Origin of the sequence: Streptomyces sp. NRRL WC-3626 (assembly GCF_000718785.1) — a bacterium.
GTDB classification, from domain to species: domain Bacteria; phylum Actinomycetota; class Actinomycetes; order Streptomycetales; family Streptomycetaceae; genus Streptomyces; species Streptomyces edwardsiae.
In genome coordinates this window covers 39,824-57,029 of the sequence record NZ_JOCA01000004.1, presented here as the reverse complement: position 1 = coordinate 57,029, position 17,206 = coordinate 39,824, and the positions used below count along the sequence as shown (strand labels likewise).

Here is a 17,206-nt window from a genome sequence, read left to right as displayed (position 1 = left end):
CGACAGCCTCGCACGCGAGCCCGGCGAGCGCTGCCGTTCCGCGCACTGGATCTCGGAATCGGCGCGTTCACACCCGCGGGAGTGAACGCGCCGCGCACGCCCGTACCGGCTCCCCCTCCCGGCCCGCCCGGTCAGGGCTTGGCGACGAACACGTGGGACGCCACCTCCGACTCCAGCTCGGCCGCCTCGCCGCTGCTGCCCACGAGCACCCCGCCCGCCGACTCCGTCACGCTGACCACCGAACCGGGCTGTACGCCCGCCCGGCGCAGCGTGTACATCAGCTGCGCGTCGGTCTGGATGGGCTCGCCGATCCGGCGCACCACGACCGTCTTGCCGCCGGCGCCCGGGTCGAGGTCGGCCAGCGAGACCATGCTGTCGTCCAGGAACGGGTCGGCGCCGTCCTTCTCGCCCAGCTCCTCCAGGCCCGGGATCGGGTTGCCGTACGGCGACTCGGTGGGGTGGCGCAGCAGCTCCAGCACGCGGCGCTCCACGGCCTCGCTCATCACGTGCTCCCAGCGACACGCCTCGGCGTGCACCTGCTCCCACTCCAGGCCGATCACGTCGACCAGGAGACACTCGGCGAGACGGTGCTTGCGCATCACGCGCGTCGCCAGCCGACGGCCCTCCTCGGTGAACTCCAGGTGCCGGTCGGGGGCGACGGACACCAGGCCGTCGCGCTCCATCCGCGCCACCGTCTGGCTGACCGTCGGCCCGCTCTGGTCGAGCCGCTCGGCGATCCGGGCGCGCATGGGGACCACACCTTCCTCCTCCAGCTCGAGGATGGTGCGGAGATACATCTCCGTGGTGTCGATCAGTCCGGACATACATGCCCCTTGATGAGATCTGCGGATGGCTCTGCCGGAGGCCGGCCGGCTCACCGGCGAGTGCGCTGGCCCAGGACTCAATTCTGACCCATACGACCGACAACCGGGCCTCGCTGTGAAAACGACCCGTCCACGCGGGGGATTCCACGCCATCGGACCCCGTATTGACACGGCACTGGTCCAGACCGCACGGTGATCCGCAACACTCTGCCCGAAGGGATGCCGCATGAGCGACCGCACGCCGGCCGGTCAGTTCCTCGACGCCGCGATCGATCTGCTGCGGCGGATCCGGGACGAGGAGGGCGACTCCGTCGCGGCGGCCGGCACGCTGCTCGCCGACACGGTCGCGGACGGCGGCCGGCTCTTCGCCTTCGGCGCCGGGCACTCCTCGCTCGCCGCGCAGGACCTCGTCTACCGGGCGGGCGGACTGGCCCTGATGAACCTGCTCGCCGTCCCCGGGGTCGTCGGCGTCGACGTGATGCCGGCGACGCTGGGGTCCGCGCTGGAGCGCGTCGACGGGCTCGCGGGGGTCGTGCTCGACTCCTCTCCGCTGCGCGCGGGCGACGCGCTGATCATCGTCTCCCTGTCGGGGCGCAACGCGCTGCCGGTGGAGATGGCGATGAAGGCGCGGGAACGGGGCGTGAAGGTGATCGGGGTGACGTCGGTGGCGTACGCGACGCGGACGGCGTCGCGGCACTCTTCGGGGACGTTCCTGAAGGACCACTGCGATGTCGTGCTGGACTCGCGGATCGCGGTCGGTGACGCGGAACTGACGCTGGAGGGGGTGCCGGCGCCGTTCGCTCCCGCGTCGACGGTGGTGACGTCGGCGGTGCTGCAGGCCGTGATGGCCACGGCGGCGGCGGCGCTGGTCGATCGGGGCATCGAGCCGCCACTGCTGCGGTCCGGGAACGTCGACGGGGGCCACGAGTGGAACGCCCGCGTGTTCGAGGAGTACGCGGACCGTATCTATTACCGGCAGTAGAACGTTCTTCCGCCCCCGCCGCCCCTTCCCGTCCCGAAACTGGGGCTCCGCCCCAGACCCCGCTCCTCAAACGCCGGAGGGGCTGGAAGTCAGGCCCGCTCCCCCAGCACCCCCGCCAGGTCCAGCGCGGCGGCGATGTGGACCGCCACATCCTCCGCGTACATCGCGTCCGCCCGCTCGAACGCATGCCGCCCCACCCCCCGCAGAAACGTCACAGCGCCGACCGTGCGCCCCCGGCTCCGCAGCACCGTGCACAGTGCGTGCACCGCGTCCCCCGGCCACTGCCGGTCCACGGCCCACGCGCGCGCCCCCTCCGCCCCCATGGACCCCGCGTCGGCCCGCACCGTCCCGGCCCGCTCGACGCACTGCACGGCCGGATGACCGTCCCCGTACCGCACCGGCAGCCCCGCCCGCCCCGCGAGCCTGCTGGGCCCCGGCGCGCCGGACGGGGTCGCGGCGATCCGTACGAGCCTCACCCGGTCGTCGTCCTTGGCACCCGCGGCCACCCGGTCGATCAGCGCGTGGTCGGCGAATCCGGCGAGCGCGAAGTCCAGATGGACCGTCGCCGCCTCCGCCGGGTCCTCGCACTCCGCCGCCGCACGCGCCGCCCGGTGCAGCTGCTGCGCGCGGAACCGCAGCAGCGACGCCTCCTGCTCGCCCTGCCGGTACTCGGTCACGTCCTGGAACAGCCAGCCCACCCCGAGCGGCACCGGCTCCTCCGTGAGGGGTGACGCCAGTCGCACGAACCCGCTCCGCCAGCAGCGCCGCCGCTCGCCCTCCGGCGCCCGCACACTCACCCACAGCTCGGCCGGCGCGGGCGGCGCGCCCTCCGCGAGGACATGGGTGAGGGCGCTCTCCAGCTCCTGCGCGCCCTGCGTCAGCAGCTCGCCCAGCGGCCGGCCCAGTACGGACGTACGCCCCGCGCCGAGCGCCCGCGCGGCGTGCGCGTTCACCACCGCGGGCCGCAGATCGGCGTCGATCAGGACGACACCCCAGCTCGCGTCCTCCAGCAGCGCCTCGCTCAGCGCGATGGACCGCTCCAGGTCGATCTGCGCGTGCACCTCGCTGAACGCGCAGTACACGCCCGCCGGCTTCCCGTCCGGCCCGCGCACGGCGGCGGACTGCGTGCGCACCAGCACCCGGCCGCCGTCCTTGGTCAGCAGCGCGAACTCGTTGACCTGCCGGCCCGGCGCGCCCATGGCCGACATCAGCCGCGCCTCGACCTCGTCGGCGTCCGCGCTGCGCACGGCCCAGCCGGCGAACCCGGCCCGGCCCACCGCCTCGGCCGCGGTCCAGCCGAGGATGCGCTCGGCCTCACGGTTCCAGTGCGTGACCGTCCCGTCCGCGTCGAACGCGCACAGGGCGGCGTCCATGCCGTCGAGCAGCGCGGCGAGGAGGTCGGAGCCGTCCGATCCCTCCCGCTCGGGCCCGGGCTCGTCCGGCCCCAGCTCGTCGGTGGTCCCACTACGCCTGGAAGCACTCACCTGGACCCCCTGCAGGCTGCGTCCGCACGTACGGCACGACGGTTCGCTCACTTGCAATCATTCAACTTGAACGTGACTCAGCGCACATCGAGTTCCCGCAAGATTGAGAGAATCGTTGTACGCGGCCGATTTCCCGCCCCGCTGCCGCCTTCACCCGGCACCCAGCCGCAGGTCGACCCACTCGTCGCGCTCGCCGTCGAGCACGTACCGCTCGCGTTCGGTGAAGCCCCGCGCGGCGGCGAACCGCAGTCCCTCGGCGTTGGCCGCCAGCACCACGGTCTCGATCTCCGCGGCGCCGAGCCCGCGCGCGTGCGCCAGCCCTGCCTCGTAGAGCGCCCTCCCGTGCCCCCGGCCCCGGTGCCCGGGCAGCACGCGGGCGATGACCGTCGCCACGGCCTCCTCCCCCTGCGGGGGCCGCACCGTGGAGCAGCCGACGAGCACGTCACCGGCGTACGCGTTGTCCAGCCGGAATCCGCGCGCGAGGCGTTCGCGCACGTCGTCGGGGGTCATGGCGGCGGGCGGCACGATCACGTTGTGGACGTGCCGCCACTGCTCGAGCATGGCGTCCCCGGCCACCGCCTCGATACGAAGATCATTCATCCGGCCAGCCAATCGTGCCCCCGCGCGGGGGTCAACGAAAAAAGCGGTTGATCCGACGGAAGCCCGTTCCTAAGGTGGGTGGTACTTCGGAAAGGAGGTGGTTCGGCAGATGTATGCAGACCGGACGGAAGAGGTGGCTGCGGGCCGGTAGCCCGCCGCCGTACTCGGTTCGGCGCCGGACCGGCGTGTGCGCGATACACGCAACCGGCCCAATCCACATGCAGTCACCCGACCCGCGAGTCGCCGGTACGTCCGGCCGGCTCCTCCCGAGGGAGGAACCCGACTCGCGGGTCGCCTGCGTTCTCCGAAGCCTTCGGCGCCTTCCGCTCAGCGGGCGATGTCCCCGTACCCCTCGATCTCGCGCGGGTCGCGCGTGCCCGGACCCACATAGCGGGCCGAGGGGCGGACCAGACGGCCCGTGCGCTTCTGCTCCAGGATGTGCGCCGACCAGCCGGCCGTACGGGCGCAGGTGAACATCGACGTGAACATGTGCGCCGGGACCTCGGCGAAGTCCAGCACGATGGCCGCCCAGAACTCGACGTTGGTGGCGAGCACCCGGTCGGGGCGGCGGGCGTGCAGCTCGGCCAGGGCGGCCTTCTCCAGGGCCTCGGCGACCTCGAAGCGCGGCGCGGCCAGTTCGCGCGCGGTGCGGCGCAGGACGCGGGCGCGGGGGTCCTCCGCGCGGTAGACGCGGTGGCCGAAGCCCATCAGCCGCTCGCCCTTGTCGAGGGTCTGCCTGACGTACGCCTCGGCGTCCCCGGTGCGCTCGATCTCCTCGATCATGTGCAGCACGCGCGAGGGGGCGCCGCCGTGCAGCGGGCCGGACATGGCGCCGACGGCACCGGAGAGGGCGGCGGCGACGTCCGCGCCGGTCGAGGCGATGACCCGCGCGGTGAACGTGGAGGCGTTCATGCCGTGCTCGGCGGCCGACGTCCAGTAGGCGTCGACGGCCGCGACATGCTTGGGGTCGGGCTCGCCGCGCCAGCGGATCATGAAGCGTTCGACGATGGACTCGGCCTTGTCGATCTCCCCCTGCGGCACCATGGGCACGCCCTGGCCGCGCGCGGACTGGGCGACGTAGGACAGGGCCATGACGGCGGCGCGCGCGAGGTCGTCGCGGGCCTGCTCGGCATCGATGTCGAGGAGCGGTTTCAGGCCCCAGACGGGCGCCAGCATGGCGAGCGCGGACTGCACGTCGACACGGATGTCACCGGAGTGCACGGGGATCGGGAAGGGCTCGGCCGGCGGCAGTCCGGGGTTGAACGCCCCGTCGACGAGCAGCCCCCAGACGTTGCCGAAGGAGACGTGACCGACCAGGTCCTCGATGTCGACGCCCCGGTACCGCAGGGCGCCGCCCTCCTTGTCCGGTTCGGCGATCTCCGTCTCGAACGCGACGACTCCTTCGAGCCCGGGTACGAAGTCGGACATCTGGCGGCTCCTTGTGAGGTGGGTCACAGATGGTGTTGTGGGGTGGGACGACCATGTGTCGGAGGTCGGCGCGGCTGGGCGCCCGTCCGGTGGATCCACGGTCCGTTCGAACGGGCTCGCGGTCCTGGACGTCACCCCTGTGATGCCCGGCTGGCGGTCACCCAACCGGAACAGTGGCAGCACGATATCCCCGAGTGCCATCTTTGGGGAGGGTTCGCGGCACTCAGTGCCACCACGTGACGAAGGACACCGCCCGCCCGTGGGCCGGACGCATACGGCAGGATGACGGCGTGACCGACCGAGACGCCGTTCCCCTCGATCTCGCCTCGATGCGCAAGCAGTACCGCAGCGAAGGGCTGTCCGAGGCCGACCTGGCCGCCACGCCCGTGGAGCAGTTCGCGCGCTGGTTCAAACAGGCCGCGACGGACGGCGGGCTGTTCGAGCCGAACGCCATGATCGTCTCGACGGTGGACGGGGAGGGCCGGCCCAGTTCACGCACGGTGCTGCTGAAGCACTTCGACGACGACGGGTTCGTCTTCTACACGAACTACGACTCCCGCAAGGGCCGCGACCTGGCCGGGAACCCGCACGTCGCGCTCCTCTTCCCCTGGCATCCGATGGCCCGGCAGGTCATCGTCACCGGCACCGCGCGCCGCACCGGCCGCGACGAGACGGCCGCGTACTTCCGCACCCGCCCGCACGGCTCCCAACTGGGCGCCTGGGCCAGCGGCCAGTCCACGGTGATCACCGGCCGCGCCTCCCTCGACGCGACGTACGCGGAGCTCGCGGCCCGCTACCCGGAGCACGAGCAGGTACCGGTACCACCCCACTGGGGCGGCTTCCGGGTGGTCCCGGAGACGGTGGAGTTCTGGCAGGGCAGAGAGAACCGGCTGCACGACCGCCTGCGGTACGCCGCGCAGGCGGGCGAGGGCTGGCGGGTGGAGCGGCTGAGCCCGTGAACGGGCGGGAACCCCGCGTGCGGGACGAGGAGGCGGTGCTGTCGCCGGCCGAGGCGGCGGTCGAGGCCGGCGCCCTCGCCGCGCGCGGTGATGTCACGGCGGACGACGTCGTCGACGTCATCCGCGAGGCGCGCGAGGCGCGCGAGCGGGCGTGATCGCGCGCGTTCTCACAGCTTGCCCCACACGTGCCTGATGCGGTGGCCGTCGAGGGCGCGGGAGAACCGGGTCAGGAACTCCGGCGTGAACTCGGGCCAGTTCCAGAACTCGAAGCCGAGGTGGGCGAAGGCGAAGTAGTCGTCGGCCCACCGCCACTCCGGCAGCGGGACGGACTCGGCGCAGGCGGGGCAGACGACCTGCGCCTCCCCGGTCTCGTCCCAGTCCTCCATGGCCTCGCGGAAGGGCGCCCAGGCGTCGTCGATCGTGTCCCAGGTCTCCGTGACCAGCCGCGTGGTGGCCGCGCACCGCGGGCAGGTCACCGCCTCGGGATCGCCCTGGCCGGCGTCGAAGACGGTGCGCCCCACCTCCACGGCCAGTCCGTCCCACGGCTCCCGGTCGGCGTCGTCCTCCGCCACGGCGCGGTGCCAGTTCGGGCCGGGCGGATGCCCGAGCGGCTGCCCGAGGACGCAGTCGGTCCGCTCGGCGAGGACGACGCCCTCGTCCACCAGCCACGCCACCACGCGGTCCGCGAGTTCCGCCGCCTCGTCGGGGCCGGCGTCGAGGTCGACGATCGTCTGGAAGTAGTCACCCATGCGGAAACCGTAGACCGCGCCACCGACAACGCCCTCAGCCCAGCGCCTCGTCCAGCAGGGCCGCCCACTGCGCCACGACCCGCTCCCGGCGTGCCCCGTCGTCGCTGAGGAGGTTGGCGAGGCCCAGGCCTCGGGCCATGTCCAGGAGGCCCTGGACGGTTTCCCGGGTGCCGGGGCGGGACTCGTCCGCGCCGAGGAGGTCCACGGCGATGCGGTGGCTCTCGCGGCCTACGCGCAGTTCCAGTTCGGTCACGCGCGGGCGCAGCTGTTCCTCGTTGGAGGCGGCGACCCAGAGGTGGAGCGCCGCGCGGAAGAGGGGTCCGGTGTAGAGGTCCACGAGGCCGGCGACGACCGCGCGGCGGTCGCCGGCCGCGGCGCCGTCCGGGAAGAGGGCGCGCAGGGCGGTGGAGCGTTCCTCCGCGACGTACTCGACGGCGGCCGTGAACAGGTCCTCGCGGGTGGGGAAGTGGTGCTGGGCGGCCCCCCGGGAGACTCCCGCGCGTTCGGCGACGACGGAGACCGTGGAGCCCGCCCAGCCGTGTTCGGCGAGGCAGGCCACGGCGGCCTCCAGGAGCCGCTGCCGGGTGGCCCGGCTGCGGTCCTGCTTGGGGACTCGTTCCGCACGGTCGGCCGTGCTCACACCACCCATTCCGGATCCCGTCGTTCGAAGAAGGCCGTCATTCCCTCACGCGCGTGCGCGGAGGCGAAGAGGCGTGCCGAGAGCGCGGTCAGGTCGGCCGCGTCCCGGTCGAAGGTCTCCAGCACCATAGCCGTGAGCAGCCGTTTCGTCTCGGCCAGGGCTTCGGGGGCGGATCTGCGAAGCCCGTCGAGGATGGGCGCGAGGACCTCGTCCACGTCCTCGCCGGCGGCGGTGAGCAGCCCGATACGAGCCGCCTCGGCGGAGTCGAGACGCTCCCCGGTGAGGTAGTAGCGGGCCAGCGCGCGCGGGTCGGTGCGGGGCAGCAGCGGCAGCGAGATGACGGCGGGCGCGACCCCGATCCGTACCTCGGTGAACGCGAACGTCGCCGCGTGGGAGGCGGCGGCGATGTCACAGGCGGCGAGCAGGCCGAGGCCGCCCGCGCGGACGTGTCCGGTGACCCGCGCGACGACCGGTTTCGGCAGCTCCACGATCCCCCGCAGCAGAGCCACCAGCGCCTCGGGCGCGGGCGGGTCGCGCAGGTCCGCCCCCGCGCTGAACGTGTTTCCGGTGTGGGTGAGGACCACCGCGCGCACACCGCTGTCCTTGCCGGCGTCGGTGAGCGCGTCGGCGAGTTCGCCGACGAGGGCGGCGGACAGGGCGTTGCGGCGCTCCGGGGCGTCGAGGGAGAGCGTTTCGACGCCCCGCGCGCGGGTGCGGCCGATCAGGGTCACGAGGGCTCCTTGTGCGCCGCGCGGAGTTCGCGGCGCAGGATCTTTCCGGAGGCGGCGCGCGGGACGCCGTCGATGAAGGTGACGTTCCGGACCCGCTTGTAGGGGGCGACGTGCTCGGCGACGTACATCATGATCTCGCCCGCGGAGAGCTCCGGGGCGGACGGCTGACGGACGACGTACGCGTGCGGGGCCTCGTTGCCGTCCTCGTTGTAGACGCCGATGACGGCGGCGTCGGCGACCCCGGGGTGGGTGAGGAGCAGTGCCTCGAGTTCGGCGGGGGCGACCTGGAAGCCCTTGTACTTGATGAGTTCCTTCACGCGGTCGACGACGAAGAGCCAGCCGGCCTCGTCGACGTGGCCGATGTCGCCGGTGTGCAGCCAGCCGTCCTCGTCGATCATGGCGGCGGTGGCGTCGGGGCGGCCGAGGTAGCCCTTCATGACCTGGGGGCCGCGGATGAGGATCTCGCCGGACGCGCCGGGGCCGAGGTCCTCGCCGGGGTCGTCCAGGGAGACGATACGCATCTCGGTACCGGCGATCAGCTTGCCCACGGTCCCCGCGGGCGCCTGCGCCATGGCCTCCAGGGGGACGACGTGGGTGCCGGGCGACAGCTCCGTCATGCCGTACGCCTGCCCGACGGGCGGCAGTCCGAGCCGCCGCGAGCAGGCGGCGGCGAGGGCCGCGTCCAGGGGTGCGGCGGCGCTGACGACGTACTTCAGCGACGACAGGTCGTACTGGGCGACCAACGGGTGCTTGGCGAGGGCCAGGACGATCGGCGGGGCGACGTACAGGCCGGTGATGCGGTGGTTCTGGATGGCGGCGAGGAACGTCTCCAGGTCGAAGCGCGGCAGGACGACCACGGTCGCGCCCTTCCGCAGGGGGGCGTTCATCAGGGCCGTCAGGCCGTAGATGTGGAAGAACGGCAGCACCGCGAGGATGCGGTCGCCGGGGCCCGCCGTGATCAGCGGCTCGAGCTGCGCGAGGTTGGTGGCGATCTGGCGGTGGGTGAGCATCACCCCCTTGGGGATGCCGGTCGTACCGGAGGAGTACGGCAGCGCGGCCACGTCCTCGACGGGGTCGATGTCGACCATCGGCTCGGGCGCGGCGGAGGCCAGCATGTCGATCAGGGAGCGGTGTCCGGCCGCGCTGTCGCAGACGAATATCTCCTCGACCCCGCCCGCCAGTTCGGCGGCCCTCCGCGCGGTCTCCAGCAGCGGTGACACGGTGACGATCCAGCGGGCGGCGCTGTCCTTCAGCTGCTTGCCGAACTCCTCCGCGGTGGCGAGCGGGTGCACGGTGGTGACGGAGGCGCCCGCGCGGGTGGCCGCGTAGAAGGCGGTGGGGAAGGCGATCGTGTTGGGGCTGTGCAGGGCGAGCACGTCGCCCTTGCGCACGCCGGCCTCGGCGAGGGCGGCGGCGACCCGCCGGTGGAACCGGTCCACCTGCTCGTAGGTGAGGGTGGTGCCGTCGGTGCCGTCGATCAGCGCCGGGGTGCTGCCGTACTCGGCGGCGCGGGCCAGTACGGCCTCGTGGATGGGCAGTTCGAGGGGCGGGACGTCTGCGTACTCGCTGCGGAACATGGTTCCTCCAAACGGCCGGGACGGCTCGTGAGGGCCTAGTACGACTTGGGCAGGCCCAGGGTCTGGTGGGAGACGTAGTTGAGAATCATCTCCCTGCTGACCGGTGCGATACGAGACACGCGCGCGGCCGTTATCAGCCGGGCGAGTCCGAACTCGCGTGTGAGGCCGTTTCCGCCGAGGGTGTGCACGGCCTGGTCGACCGCCTTCACACAGGCCTCGCCGGCCGCGTACTTGGCCATGTTGGCGGCCTCGCCCGCGCCCACGTCGTCCCCGGCGTCGTACAGGTGGGCTGCCTTCTGCGTCATCAGGCGGGCGAGTTCGAGTTCGATGTGCGCCTGGGCGAGGGGGTGGGCGATCGCCTGGTGGGAGCCGATGGGGGCCTTCCACACCGTGCGCTCACGCGCGTACTCGACGGCGCGGGCGAGCGCGAAGCGGCCCATGCCGATCGCGAACGCGGCCGTCATGACGCGTTCGGGGTTGAGTCCGGCGAACAGCTGCAGCAGTCCGGCGTCCTCGTCGCCGACGAGCGAGTCGGCGGGCAGCCGTACGTCGTCCAAAGTCAGCTCGAACTGCTTCTCGGCGGAGTCGAGTTCCATGTCGATCTGCCGGCGCTCGAAACCCGGTGCGTCGCGCGGGACGATGAACAGGCAGGGCTTGAGGCCTCCGGTGCGGGCGTCCTCCGTGCGGCCGACGACGAGGGTGGCGTCGGCGATGTCGACACCGCTGACGAACACCTTGCGGCCGGTGAGGATCCAGTCGGTGCCGTCCCTGCGGGCGGTGGTGGTGATGCGGTGGCTGTTGGAGCCGGCGTCGGGTTCGGTGATGCCGAAGGCCATCATGCGGCTGCCGTCGGCGAGGGCGGGGAGCCAGGCCCGCTTCTGCGTCTCGGTGCCGAAGCGGGAGATGACGGTGCCGCAGATCGCCGGGGAGACGATCATCATGAGGAGGGGATTTCCCGCGGCGCCCATCTCTTCGAGGATCAGGGAGAGTTCGGTGATGCCGGCGCCGCCGCCACCGTATGCCTCCGGCAGGTTGACGCCGATGTAGCCGAGCTTGGCGGCGTCCTGCCAGAACAGGCGGTTGTCGGCACCGGGGGTGCCGGGGTGGTTCTTCGCGAACGTGGCGACTGCTTCGCGGAGGGCCTTGTGCTCTTCTGATTCGATCACCGGCATGAACGCTCCTGAGAGAGAAGGGCTTCGGGTCGTCGGGAGGGCGCGGGTTCGTCGTGGTTACTCGCGCTCGTGCGGCGGCAGCCGCATATCGGCACAGTCCCGCGCCCCTTCAGGGGGTTTCCTCCACGACCGCCAACAGGGTGCCGGGCTCCACTTGCTGTCCCGGGATCGCGTGGAGGGCGCTCAAGACTCCCCTGGCCGGGGCGGTGATCTTGTGTTGCATCTTCATCGCCTCCAGCCACAGGAGGGGCTGGCCGGCTTCCACCTCGGACCCCTCCGTCAGGCCCTCCGCCACGCGGACGACCGTGCCCGGCATGGGGGCCAGGAGGGAGCCGGGGGCGTGCTGGGCGGTGGGGGCGGGGAAGCGGGGCAGGGCGGTGAGCGGGGTGCGGCCGGCGTGGACGTGGTCGCCGTAGCGGGTGATCTCGTAGCGGTGCCGTACGCCGTCCACCTCGAGGACGACCAGGCCGGCGTCCACGTGGGTCACGCGGGCGGTGTCCGTCTCGAAGCCGTCGCGTGTGTGGCGGTAGCGGACCTCGTGTTCCTCGCCCGCCATCGCGTACCGCTTCGTCTGCGGCTGTGAGGGCAGGTTGCGCCAGCCGCCGAAGCGCGAGCGGCCGTACGCGTCGGCCAGGGCGGCCGCGAGCGGGGCGTGCGGGTCCGGGGCCGGGGTGGTGAGGGCGGGCAGATGGCGGTCGTAGAAGCCGGTGTCCATACGGGCTTGCGTGAACTCCTCGTGCCGCAGGGAGCGGACGAGGAGGTCCCGGTTGGTGACGGGACCGTGGATCACCGCGCGGTCGAGGGCGGACGCCAGCTTGCGGACCGCCTCCGCGCGGGTGGGCGCGTGGGCGACGACCTTGGCGAGCATGGGGTCGTAGTGGACGCCGATGGCGTCGCCGTCGGTGTAACCGGTGTCCAGGCGCACTGCGTCGGGCACGGCCAGGCGGTGCAGCCGGCCGGTCTGCGGGGCCCACTCCCGCGCGGGGTCCTCCGCGTAGAGGCGGGCCTCGACGGCGTGCCCGCGCGCGGGCGGAGGGCCGGCCGGGAGGGCGTGCCCCTCGGCGAGGCGGATCTGCTCGGCGACGAGATCGACCCCGAACACGGCCTCCGTCACCGGGTGTTCCACCTGGAGCCGGGTGTTCATCTCCAGGAAGTGCGCCCGCTCCCCCGCGACCAGGAACTCGACGGTCCCGGCGCCGACGTAGTCGACGGCCCGCGCGGCGCGTACGGCGAGGGCGTGCAGTTCCTCGGTGAGCTCCGCCGTCAGCCCCGGCGCCGGGGCCTCCTCGATCACCTTCTGGTGCCGGCGCTGGAGGGAACAGTCACGCGTGCCGAGCGCCCACACCGTGCCGTGGGTGTCGGCGAGCACCTGCACCTCGACATGCCGGCCGCCCTCGACATACGGCTCGACGAACACTTCCCCGTCGCCGAAGGCGCTCGCTGCCTCCGCGCGGGCGGCGGCCAGTTCGGCGTCCAGGTCCGCGAGGCGCCGTACGACGCGCATCCCGCGTCCGCCGCCGCCCGCCGCCGCCTTCACCAGCACCGGCAGGTCGGCCTCGGTGACCTCGCGCAGGGGCTCGACGCCCATCAGTTCCTTGGCGCGCGTCTTGGACGCCATCGCCTCGATCGCCGCCGGGGGCGGCCCGATCCACACGAGGCCCGCGTCCTGGACGGCCCGCGCGAAGCCGGCGTTCTCGGAGAGGAATCCGTAGCCGGGGTGCACGGCGTCGGCGCCCGCCGCGAGGGCGGCCTTCACGATCAGATCGTCGCGCAGGTAGGTGTCGGCGGGCGCCGACCCCGGCAGGCGTACGGCGCTGTCGGCCACCCGCGTGTGGAGGGCGTTCTCGTCGGCGTCCGAGTGCACGGCGACGGTTCGGATTCCCAACTCACTGCAGGTGCGGGCGATCCGGCAGGCGATCTCGCCCCGGTTCGCGATCAGCAGGGAAGTGATCATCGGTCCCTCACATCCGGAAGACGCCGAAGCCACCGCGCGCGCCCTCGTAGGGCGCGGTGTGGACGGCCGACAGGCACAGGCCGAGGACGGTGCGGGTGTCGCGCGGGTCGATGACGCCGTCGTCGTACAGCCGCCCGGACAGGAACATCGGCAGGGACTCGGACTCGATCTGCTGCTCCACCATGGCGCGCAGCGCCGCGTCCGCCTCGTCGTCGTACGGCCGTCCCTTCGCCGCCGCCGACTGGCGGGCGACGATGGACAGCACGCCGGCGAGCTGCTGCGGGCCCATGACGGCGGACTTGGCGCTGGGCCAGGAGAAGAGGAAGCGCGGGTCGTAGGCGCGGCCGCACATGCCGTAGTGCCCGGCGCCGTAGGAGGCGCCCATCAGGACGGACAGGTGGGGGACCCTCGAGTTGGCGACCGCGTTGATCATCATCGCGCCGTGTTTGATGATGCCGCCCTGTTCGTACTCCTTGCCGACCATGTAGCCGGTGGTGTTGTGCAGGAACAGCAGCGGGATGTCGCGCTGGTTGGCGAGCTGGATGAACTGGGCGGCCTTCTGGGACTCCTCGCTGAAGAGCACCCCCCGGGCGTTGGCGAGGATGCCGACGGGATAGCCGTGGAGAGTCGCCCAGCCGGTGGTGAGGCTGGTGCCGTAGAGCGGTTTGAACTCGTCGAAGTCGGAGGAGTCGACGATCCGTGCGATGACCTCGCGCGGGTCGAAGGGGATCCTGAGGTCGCCCGGGACGATGCCGAGCAGCTCGTCCGCGTCGTACTCGGGCGGGGCGGCCGGACCCGGATCGGCGTACGCCTTGCGGTGGTTGAGGCGGGCGACGACCCTGCGGGCCTGGCGCAGCGCGTCCGGTTCGTCGACGGCGAAGTAGTCGGCGAGGCCCGACACGCGCGCATGCATCTCGGCGCCGCCGAGGGACTCGTCGTCGCTCTCCTCCCCGGTGGCCATCTTCACCAGCGGCGGCCCGCCGAGGAACACCTTCGCCCGCTCCTTGACCATGATCACGTGGTCGGACATGCCGGGGATGTACGCGCCCCCGGCGGTGGAGTTGCCGAAGACGACGGCGACGGTGGGGATGCCGGCCGCCGACAGCCGGGTGAGGTCCCGGAAGATCGCGCCGCCGGGGATGAATATCTCCTTCTGGGAGGGCAGATCGGCGCCGCCGGACTCGACGAGGCTGATGCAGGGGAGCCGGTTGGCGAGCGCGATGTCGTTGGCGCGCAGGGCCTTCCTCAGGCTCCAGGGGTTGCTGGCGCCGCCGCGCACGGTCGGGTCGTTGGCGGTGATCAGGCACTCCACGCCCTCGACGACCCCGATGCCGGTGACGAGCGAGGCGCCCACGGTGTATTCGCTGCCCCAGGCGGCCAGCGGGGACAGCTCCAGGAAGGGCGTGTCGGGGTCGAGGAGCAGCTCGATGCGCTCACGCGCGAGGAGCTTGCCGCGCTTTTGGTGCCGTTCGACGTACTTGTCGCCGCCGCCCGCGAGGGCCTTGGCGTGCTCGGCGTCGAGTGCGGTGAGCTTGGCGAGCATGGTGTCGCGGTGCGCCCGGTACTCCGGGTCGGCCGTGTTCAGGGCGGATGCGAGGACCGTCACAGGAGGGCCTCCGGGATGTCGAGGTGCCGGGAGCGCAGCCATTCGCCGAGCGCCTTGGCCTGCGGGTCGAAACGGGCCTGCGCGGCGACGCCCTCGCCGAGGATGCCCTCGACGAGGAAGTTGAGGGCGCGCAGGTGGGGCAGGACGTGCCGGGTGACGGGCAGGTCGCGGGCCTCCGGGATCAGCTCCCGCAGCCGCTCGACGGTCAGCTCGTGCGCGAGCCACCGCCAGGCGTCGTCGGAGCGGACCCAGACGCCGACGTTGGCGTTCCCGCCCTTGTCTCCGCTGCGGGCGCCGGCGACGAGGCCGAGGGGGGCTCTCGTCGTGGGTCCCGTGGGCAGCGGCTCGGGGAGCGGGGGTTCCGGTACGTCGGTGAGTACGGCGGTGTCATGGGGGGCGGCCACGGGGACACGGCGTCCGTCATGGAGGACGGCCACATGGTCGACGTCGCCATGGGGGACGTACACATCCTCGAAGACTCCGTAGGGGGAGCCCTTGCCCGGTGGCGCCATGACATGGAAGCCGGGATAGCTCGCCAGGGCGAGTTCGACGGCGGCGGCGCTCAGCACCCGTCCGACCTTCTCCTGGGCCGGGTCCCGTACGACGAGCCGCAGCAGCGCGCTGGCGGTCTCCTCGGTGCCGGCGTCGGGCCGGTCGGTGCGGGCGAGTTCCCAGCGGACCTCGGCGGGCGGTGACTTGGCGAGCGCGTCGCCCAGCTGCTCCTTCACGAGGCCGGCCTTGGCCTCGATGCCGAGCCCGGTGAGCACGAACACGACCTCGTCGCGGAACCCGCCGAGCCGGTTGAGTCCCGCCTTGAGCGTCGGCGGCGGGGCCTCTCCCCGCACCCCTTCGACACGCACCCGGTCGGGCCCGTCCTGCCGCAGCCGTACGGTGTCCAGCCGCGCGGTGACGTCCGGCCCCGCGTACCGGGCGCCGCCGGTCTCGTACAGCAGTTGCGCGGTGACGGTGCCGACGTCGACGAAGCCGCCGGTGCCGGGGTGCTTGGTGATGACGCTGCTGCCGTCGGCGTGGATCTCGGCGAGGGGGAATCCGGGCCGGCGGAGGTCGCCGGGAGGGCGCTCGCCGAAGAACGCGTAGTTCCCGCCGGTCGCCTGCGCCCCGCACTCCAGCACATGCCCGGCGACGACGGCTCCCGCGAGCCGGTCGTACTCCGTGGGCCCCCAGCCGAAGTGCGCGACGGCGGGCCCGGTGACGAGGGCCGCGTCGGTGACCCGCCCGGTGACGACCACGTCGGCCCCCGCGCGCAGGCACTCCGCGATGCCGAAGCCGCCGAGGTACGCGCGGGCGGCGAGGCTGCCGGGGTACCGCGCGGTGAGGTCGTCGCCCTCGACATGGGCGACCCGTACGGGGATGCCGAGCCGTCCGGCGAGGGCGCGTACGGCGTCGGCGAGCCCGGCGGGGTTCAGCCCGCCGGCGTTGGTGACGATCCTGACGCCCCGCTCGTGCGCGAGCCCGAGGGTCTCCTCCAACTGCCGCAGAAAGGTGCGGGCGTACCCGGCGGAGGGGTCCTTCAGCCGGTCGCGGGCGAGGATGAGCATGGTCAGCTCGGCGAGGTAGTCACCGGTGAGGACGTCGGTCTCACCGCCGGTGAGCATCTCGCGCAGGGCGTCGAAGCGGTCGCCGTAGAAGCCGGAGAAGTTCCCGATGCGCAGGGTCACCGGGCGTCCCCCGTCGACGGGCGTCCACCGCCGGGCGGGCCGGCGAAGGCCTGGGCGATGTCCAGCCAGCGGTCGGCGTCGGGGCCGTCGGCGGTGAGGGCGAGGTCGCCGCGGTGGGCGCGCTGGGTGACGAGGAGGCAGAAGTCGAGGGCGGGTCCGGTGACCCGCTGGGCGGCGTCCTCGGGACCGTACGCCCACGCCTCGCCACCCGGCCCGACGAGTTCGACGCGGAAGGGGTCGGCCGGCGGGGTGAGCCCGTGCACGCCGTAGGCGAAGTCCCGGGTGCGTACCCCGAGCCAGGCCACATGCCTGAGGCGTTCGCTGGGTGGCCTCATCACACCCATCGCGTCGGCCACGTCCTGTCCATGGGCCCAGGTCTCCATGAGACGGGCGGTGGCCATGGAGGCGGCCGACATGGGCGGCCCGTACCAGGGGAACCGCGCCCCGTCCGGTGCCTCCCGCAGCGCCTTCTCCAGCGCCGCCCGCCCCTCCCGCCACCGCGCGAGCAACTCGGCGGGCGCGGCCCGCGCGTACTCCTCGGCCCCCTCGTCGACGAACCGGTGCGGAGCGGCGAGGGCCCGCTCCACCAGCGCCCGGAACCCGTCGGCGTCGGTGACGGCGAGCAGCGCGGAGCGGTCGGTCCAGGCGAGATGCCCGATCTGATGGGCGACGGTCCACCCGGCGGCGGGCGTCTCCCGCCCCCACTCCCCGGCACCCGGCCCGGCCACGAGCCGGTCGAGTTCCTCGCTCTCCTCACGCAGATCATCGATCACGGGCGTCGGATCGGACACGTGGCGCTCCCCTCGGGACACGGACACGGC

Annotated in this window: 16 protein-coding genes; 3 read left to right on the top strand and 13 right to left on the bottom strand. The window is 72.8% G+C overall.

The window, feature by feature from the left end:
- Positions 1 to 131: 131 nt before the first annotated feature.
- Positions 132 to 824 carry a metal-dependent transcriptional regulator gene (locus tag IF28_RS0107980; RefSeq protein WP_030215990.1) on the bottom strand — a complete coding sequence of 231 codons (693 nt, stop codon included), beginning with the start codon at positions 822 to 824 and terminating at the stop codon, positions 132 to 134.
- A gap of 226 nt (positions 825 to 1,050) precedes the next feature.
- Here IF28_RS0107980 and IF28_RS0107975 point away from each other — a divergent pair, with 226 nt between their 5' ends.
- Positions 1,051 to 1,806 carry an SIS domain-containing protein gene (locus IF28_RS0107975; RefSeq protein WP_030215986.1) on the top strand — a complete coding sequence of 252 codons (756 nt, stop codon included), beginning with the start codon at positions 1,051 to 1,053 and terminating at the stop codon, positions 1,804 to 1,806.
- Between the two features lie 89 nt (positions 1,807 to 1,895).
- On the opposite strand, the gene IF28_RS0107970 is transcribed toward IF28_RS0107975, so the two are convergent.
- The 3 genes from IF28_RS0107970 to IF28_RS0107960 all read right to left on the bottom strand — a co-directional run bounded on the left by IF28_RS0107970 (position 1,896) and on the right by IF28_RS0107960 (position 5,318).
- Positions 1,896 to 3,290 (bottom strand): PAS domain-containing protein, encoded by a 1,395-nt coding sequence (locus IF28_RS0107970; protein ID WP_037892882.1) that lies wholly within the window; start codon positions 3,288 to 3,290, stop codon positions 1,896 to 1,898.
- Positions 3,291 to 3,440: 150 nt separating this feature from the next.
- Positions 3,441 to 3,890 carry a GNAT family N-acetyltransferase gene (locus IF28_RS0107965; RefSeq protein WP_030215982.1) on the bottom strand — a complete coding sequence of 150 codons (450 nt, stop codon included), beginning with the start codon at positions 3,888 to 3,890 and terminating at the stop codon, positions 3,441 to 3,443.
- 327 nt (positions 3,891 to 4,217) lie between these two features.
- Complete coding sequence (locus IF28_RS0107960) at positions 4,218 to 5,318, bottom strand: citrate synthase 2 (RefSeq protein ID WP_030215980.1); 1,101 nt, start codon at positions 5,316 to 5,318, stop codon at positions 4,218 to 4,220.
- A gap of 290 nt (positions 5,319 to 5,608) precedes the next feature.
- On the opposite strand from IF28_RS0107960, the gene pdxH reads away from it, so the two are divergent.
- Together pdxH and IF28_RS39145 are read left to right on the top strand one after the other, a co-directional pair.
- Positions 5,609 to 6,277 (top strand): pyridoxamine 5'-phosphate oxidase, encoded by a 669-nt coding sequence (pdxH, locus tag IF28_RS0107955; protein ID WP_030215979.1) that lies wholly within the window; start codon positions 5,609 to 5,611, stop codon positions 6,275 to 6,277.
- Entirely contained in the window at positions 6,274 to 6,432 is a 159-nt protein-coding gene (locus IF28_RS39145) for a hypothetical protein (protein WP_158713668.1), read from the top strand. The genes pdxH and IF28_RS39145 overlap by 4 nt, the downstream gene beginning before the upstream one ends.
- A gap of 12 nt (positions 6,433 to 6,444) precedes the next feature.
- On the opposite strand, the gene IF28_RS0107945 is transcribed toward IF28_RS39145, so the two are convergent.
- From IF28_RS0107945 to IF28_RS0107905, 9 genes are all read right to left on the bottom strand, one after another.
- Positions 6,445 to 7,026, bottom strand: a complete 582-nt coding sequence (locus tag IF28_RS0107945; protein ID WP_030215978.1) for a hypothetical protein — start codon at positions 7,024 to 7,026, stop codon at positions 6,445 to 6,447.
- A 34-nt stretch (positions 7,027 to 7,060) separates the two neighbouring features.
- The gene (locus IF28_RS0107940) at positions 7,061 to 7,675 is read right to left on the bottom strand and encodes a TetR/AcrR family transcriptional regulator (RefSeq protein WP_030215977.1); all 615 of its coding nucleotides are present in this window, start codon (positions 7,673 to 7,675) and stop codon (positions 7,061 to 7,063) included.
- Complete coding sequence (locus tag IF28_RS0107935; RefSeq protein WP_030215976.1) at positions 7,663 to 8,397, bottom strand: enoyl-CoA hydratase family protein; 735 nt, start codon at positions 8,395 to 8,397, stop codon at positions 7,663 to 7,665. Before IF28_RS0107935 ends, IF28_RS0107940 begins: the two co-directional genes overlap by 13 nt.
- A complete protein-coding gene (locus IF28_RS0107930) occupies positions 8,394 to 9,974 on the bottom strand; it encodes a 4-coumarate--CoA ligase family protein (protein ID WP_030215974.1) in 1,581 nt (526 codons plus the stop codon). Before IF28_RS0107930 ends, IF28_RS0107935 begins: the two co-directional genes overlap by 4 nt.
- 35 nt (positions 9,975 to 10,009) lie before the next feature.
- Positions 10,010 to 11,146: an acyl-CoA dehydrogenase family protein gene (locus tag IF28_RS0107925; RefSeq protein ID WP_030215972.1), complete on the bottom strand. Its 1,137-nt coding sequence runs from the start codon at positions 11,144 to 11,146 to the stop codon at positions 10,010 to 10,012.
- 109 nt (positions 11,147 to 11,255) lie between these two features.
- Positions 11,256 to 13,100, bottom strand: coding sequence for an acetyl/propionyl/methylcrotonyl-CoA carboxylase subunit alpha (locus IF28_RS0107920; protein ID WP_030215970.1), 1,845 nt, complete (start codon positions 13,098 to 13,100; stop codon positions 11,256 to 11,258).
- 7 nt (positions 13,101 to 13,107) lie between these two features.
- Positions 13,108 to 14,706, bottom strand: a complete 1,599-nt coding sequence (locus tag IF28_RS0107915) for an acyl-CoA carboxylase subunit beta (protein ID WP_030215968.1) — start codon at positions 14,704 to 14,706, stop codon at positions 13,108 to 13,110.
- The gene (locus tag IF28_RS0107910) at positions 14,703 to 16,385 is read right to left on the bottom strand and encodes an acyclic terpene utilization AtuA family protein (protein WP_030215967.1); all 1,683 of its coding nucleotides are present in this window, start codon (positions 16,383 to 16,385) and stop codon (positions 14,703 to 14,705) included. The genes IF28_RS0107915 and IF28_RS0107910 overlap by 4 nt, the downstream gene beginning before the upstream one ends.
- Entirely contained in the window at positions 16,382 to 17,176 is a 795-nt protein-coding gene (locus IF28_RS0107905; RefSeq protein WP_030215964.1) for a TIGR03084 family metal-binding protein, read from the bottom strand. Before IF28_RS0107905 ends, IF28_RS0107910 begins: the two co-directional genes overlap by 4 nt.
- Positions 17,177 to 17,206 lie beyond the last annotated feature (30 nt).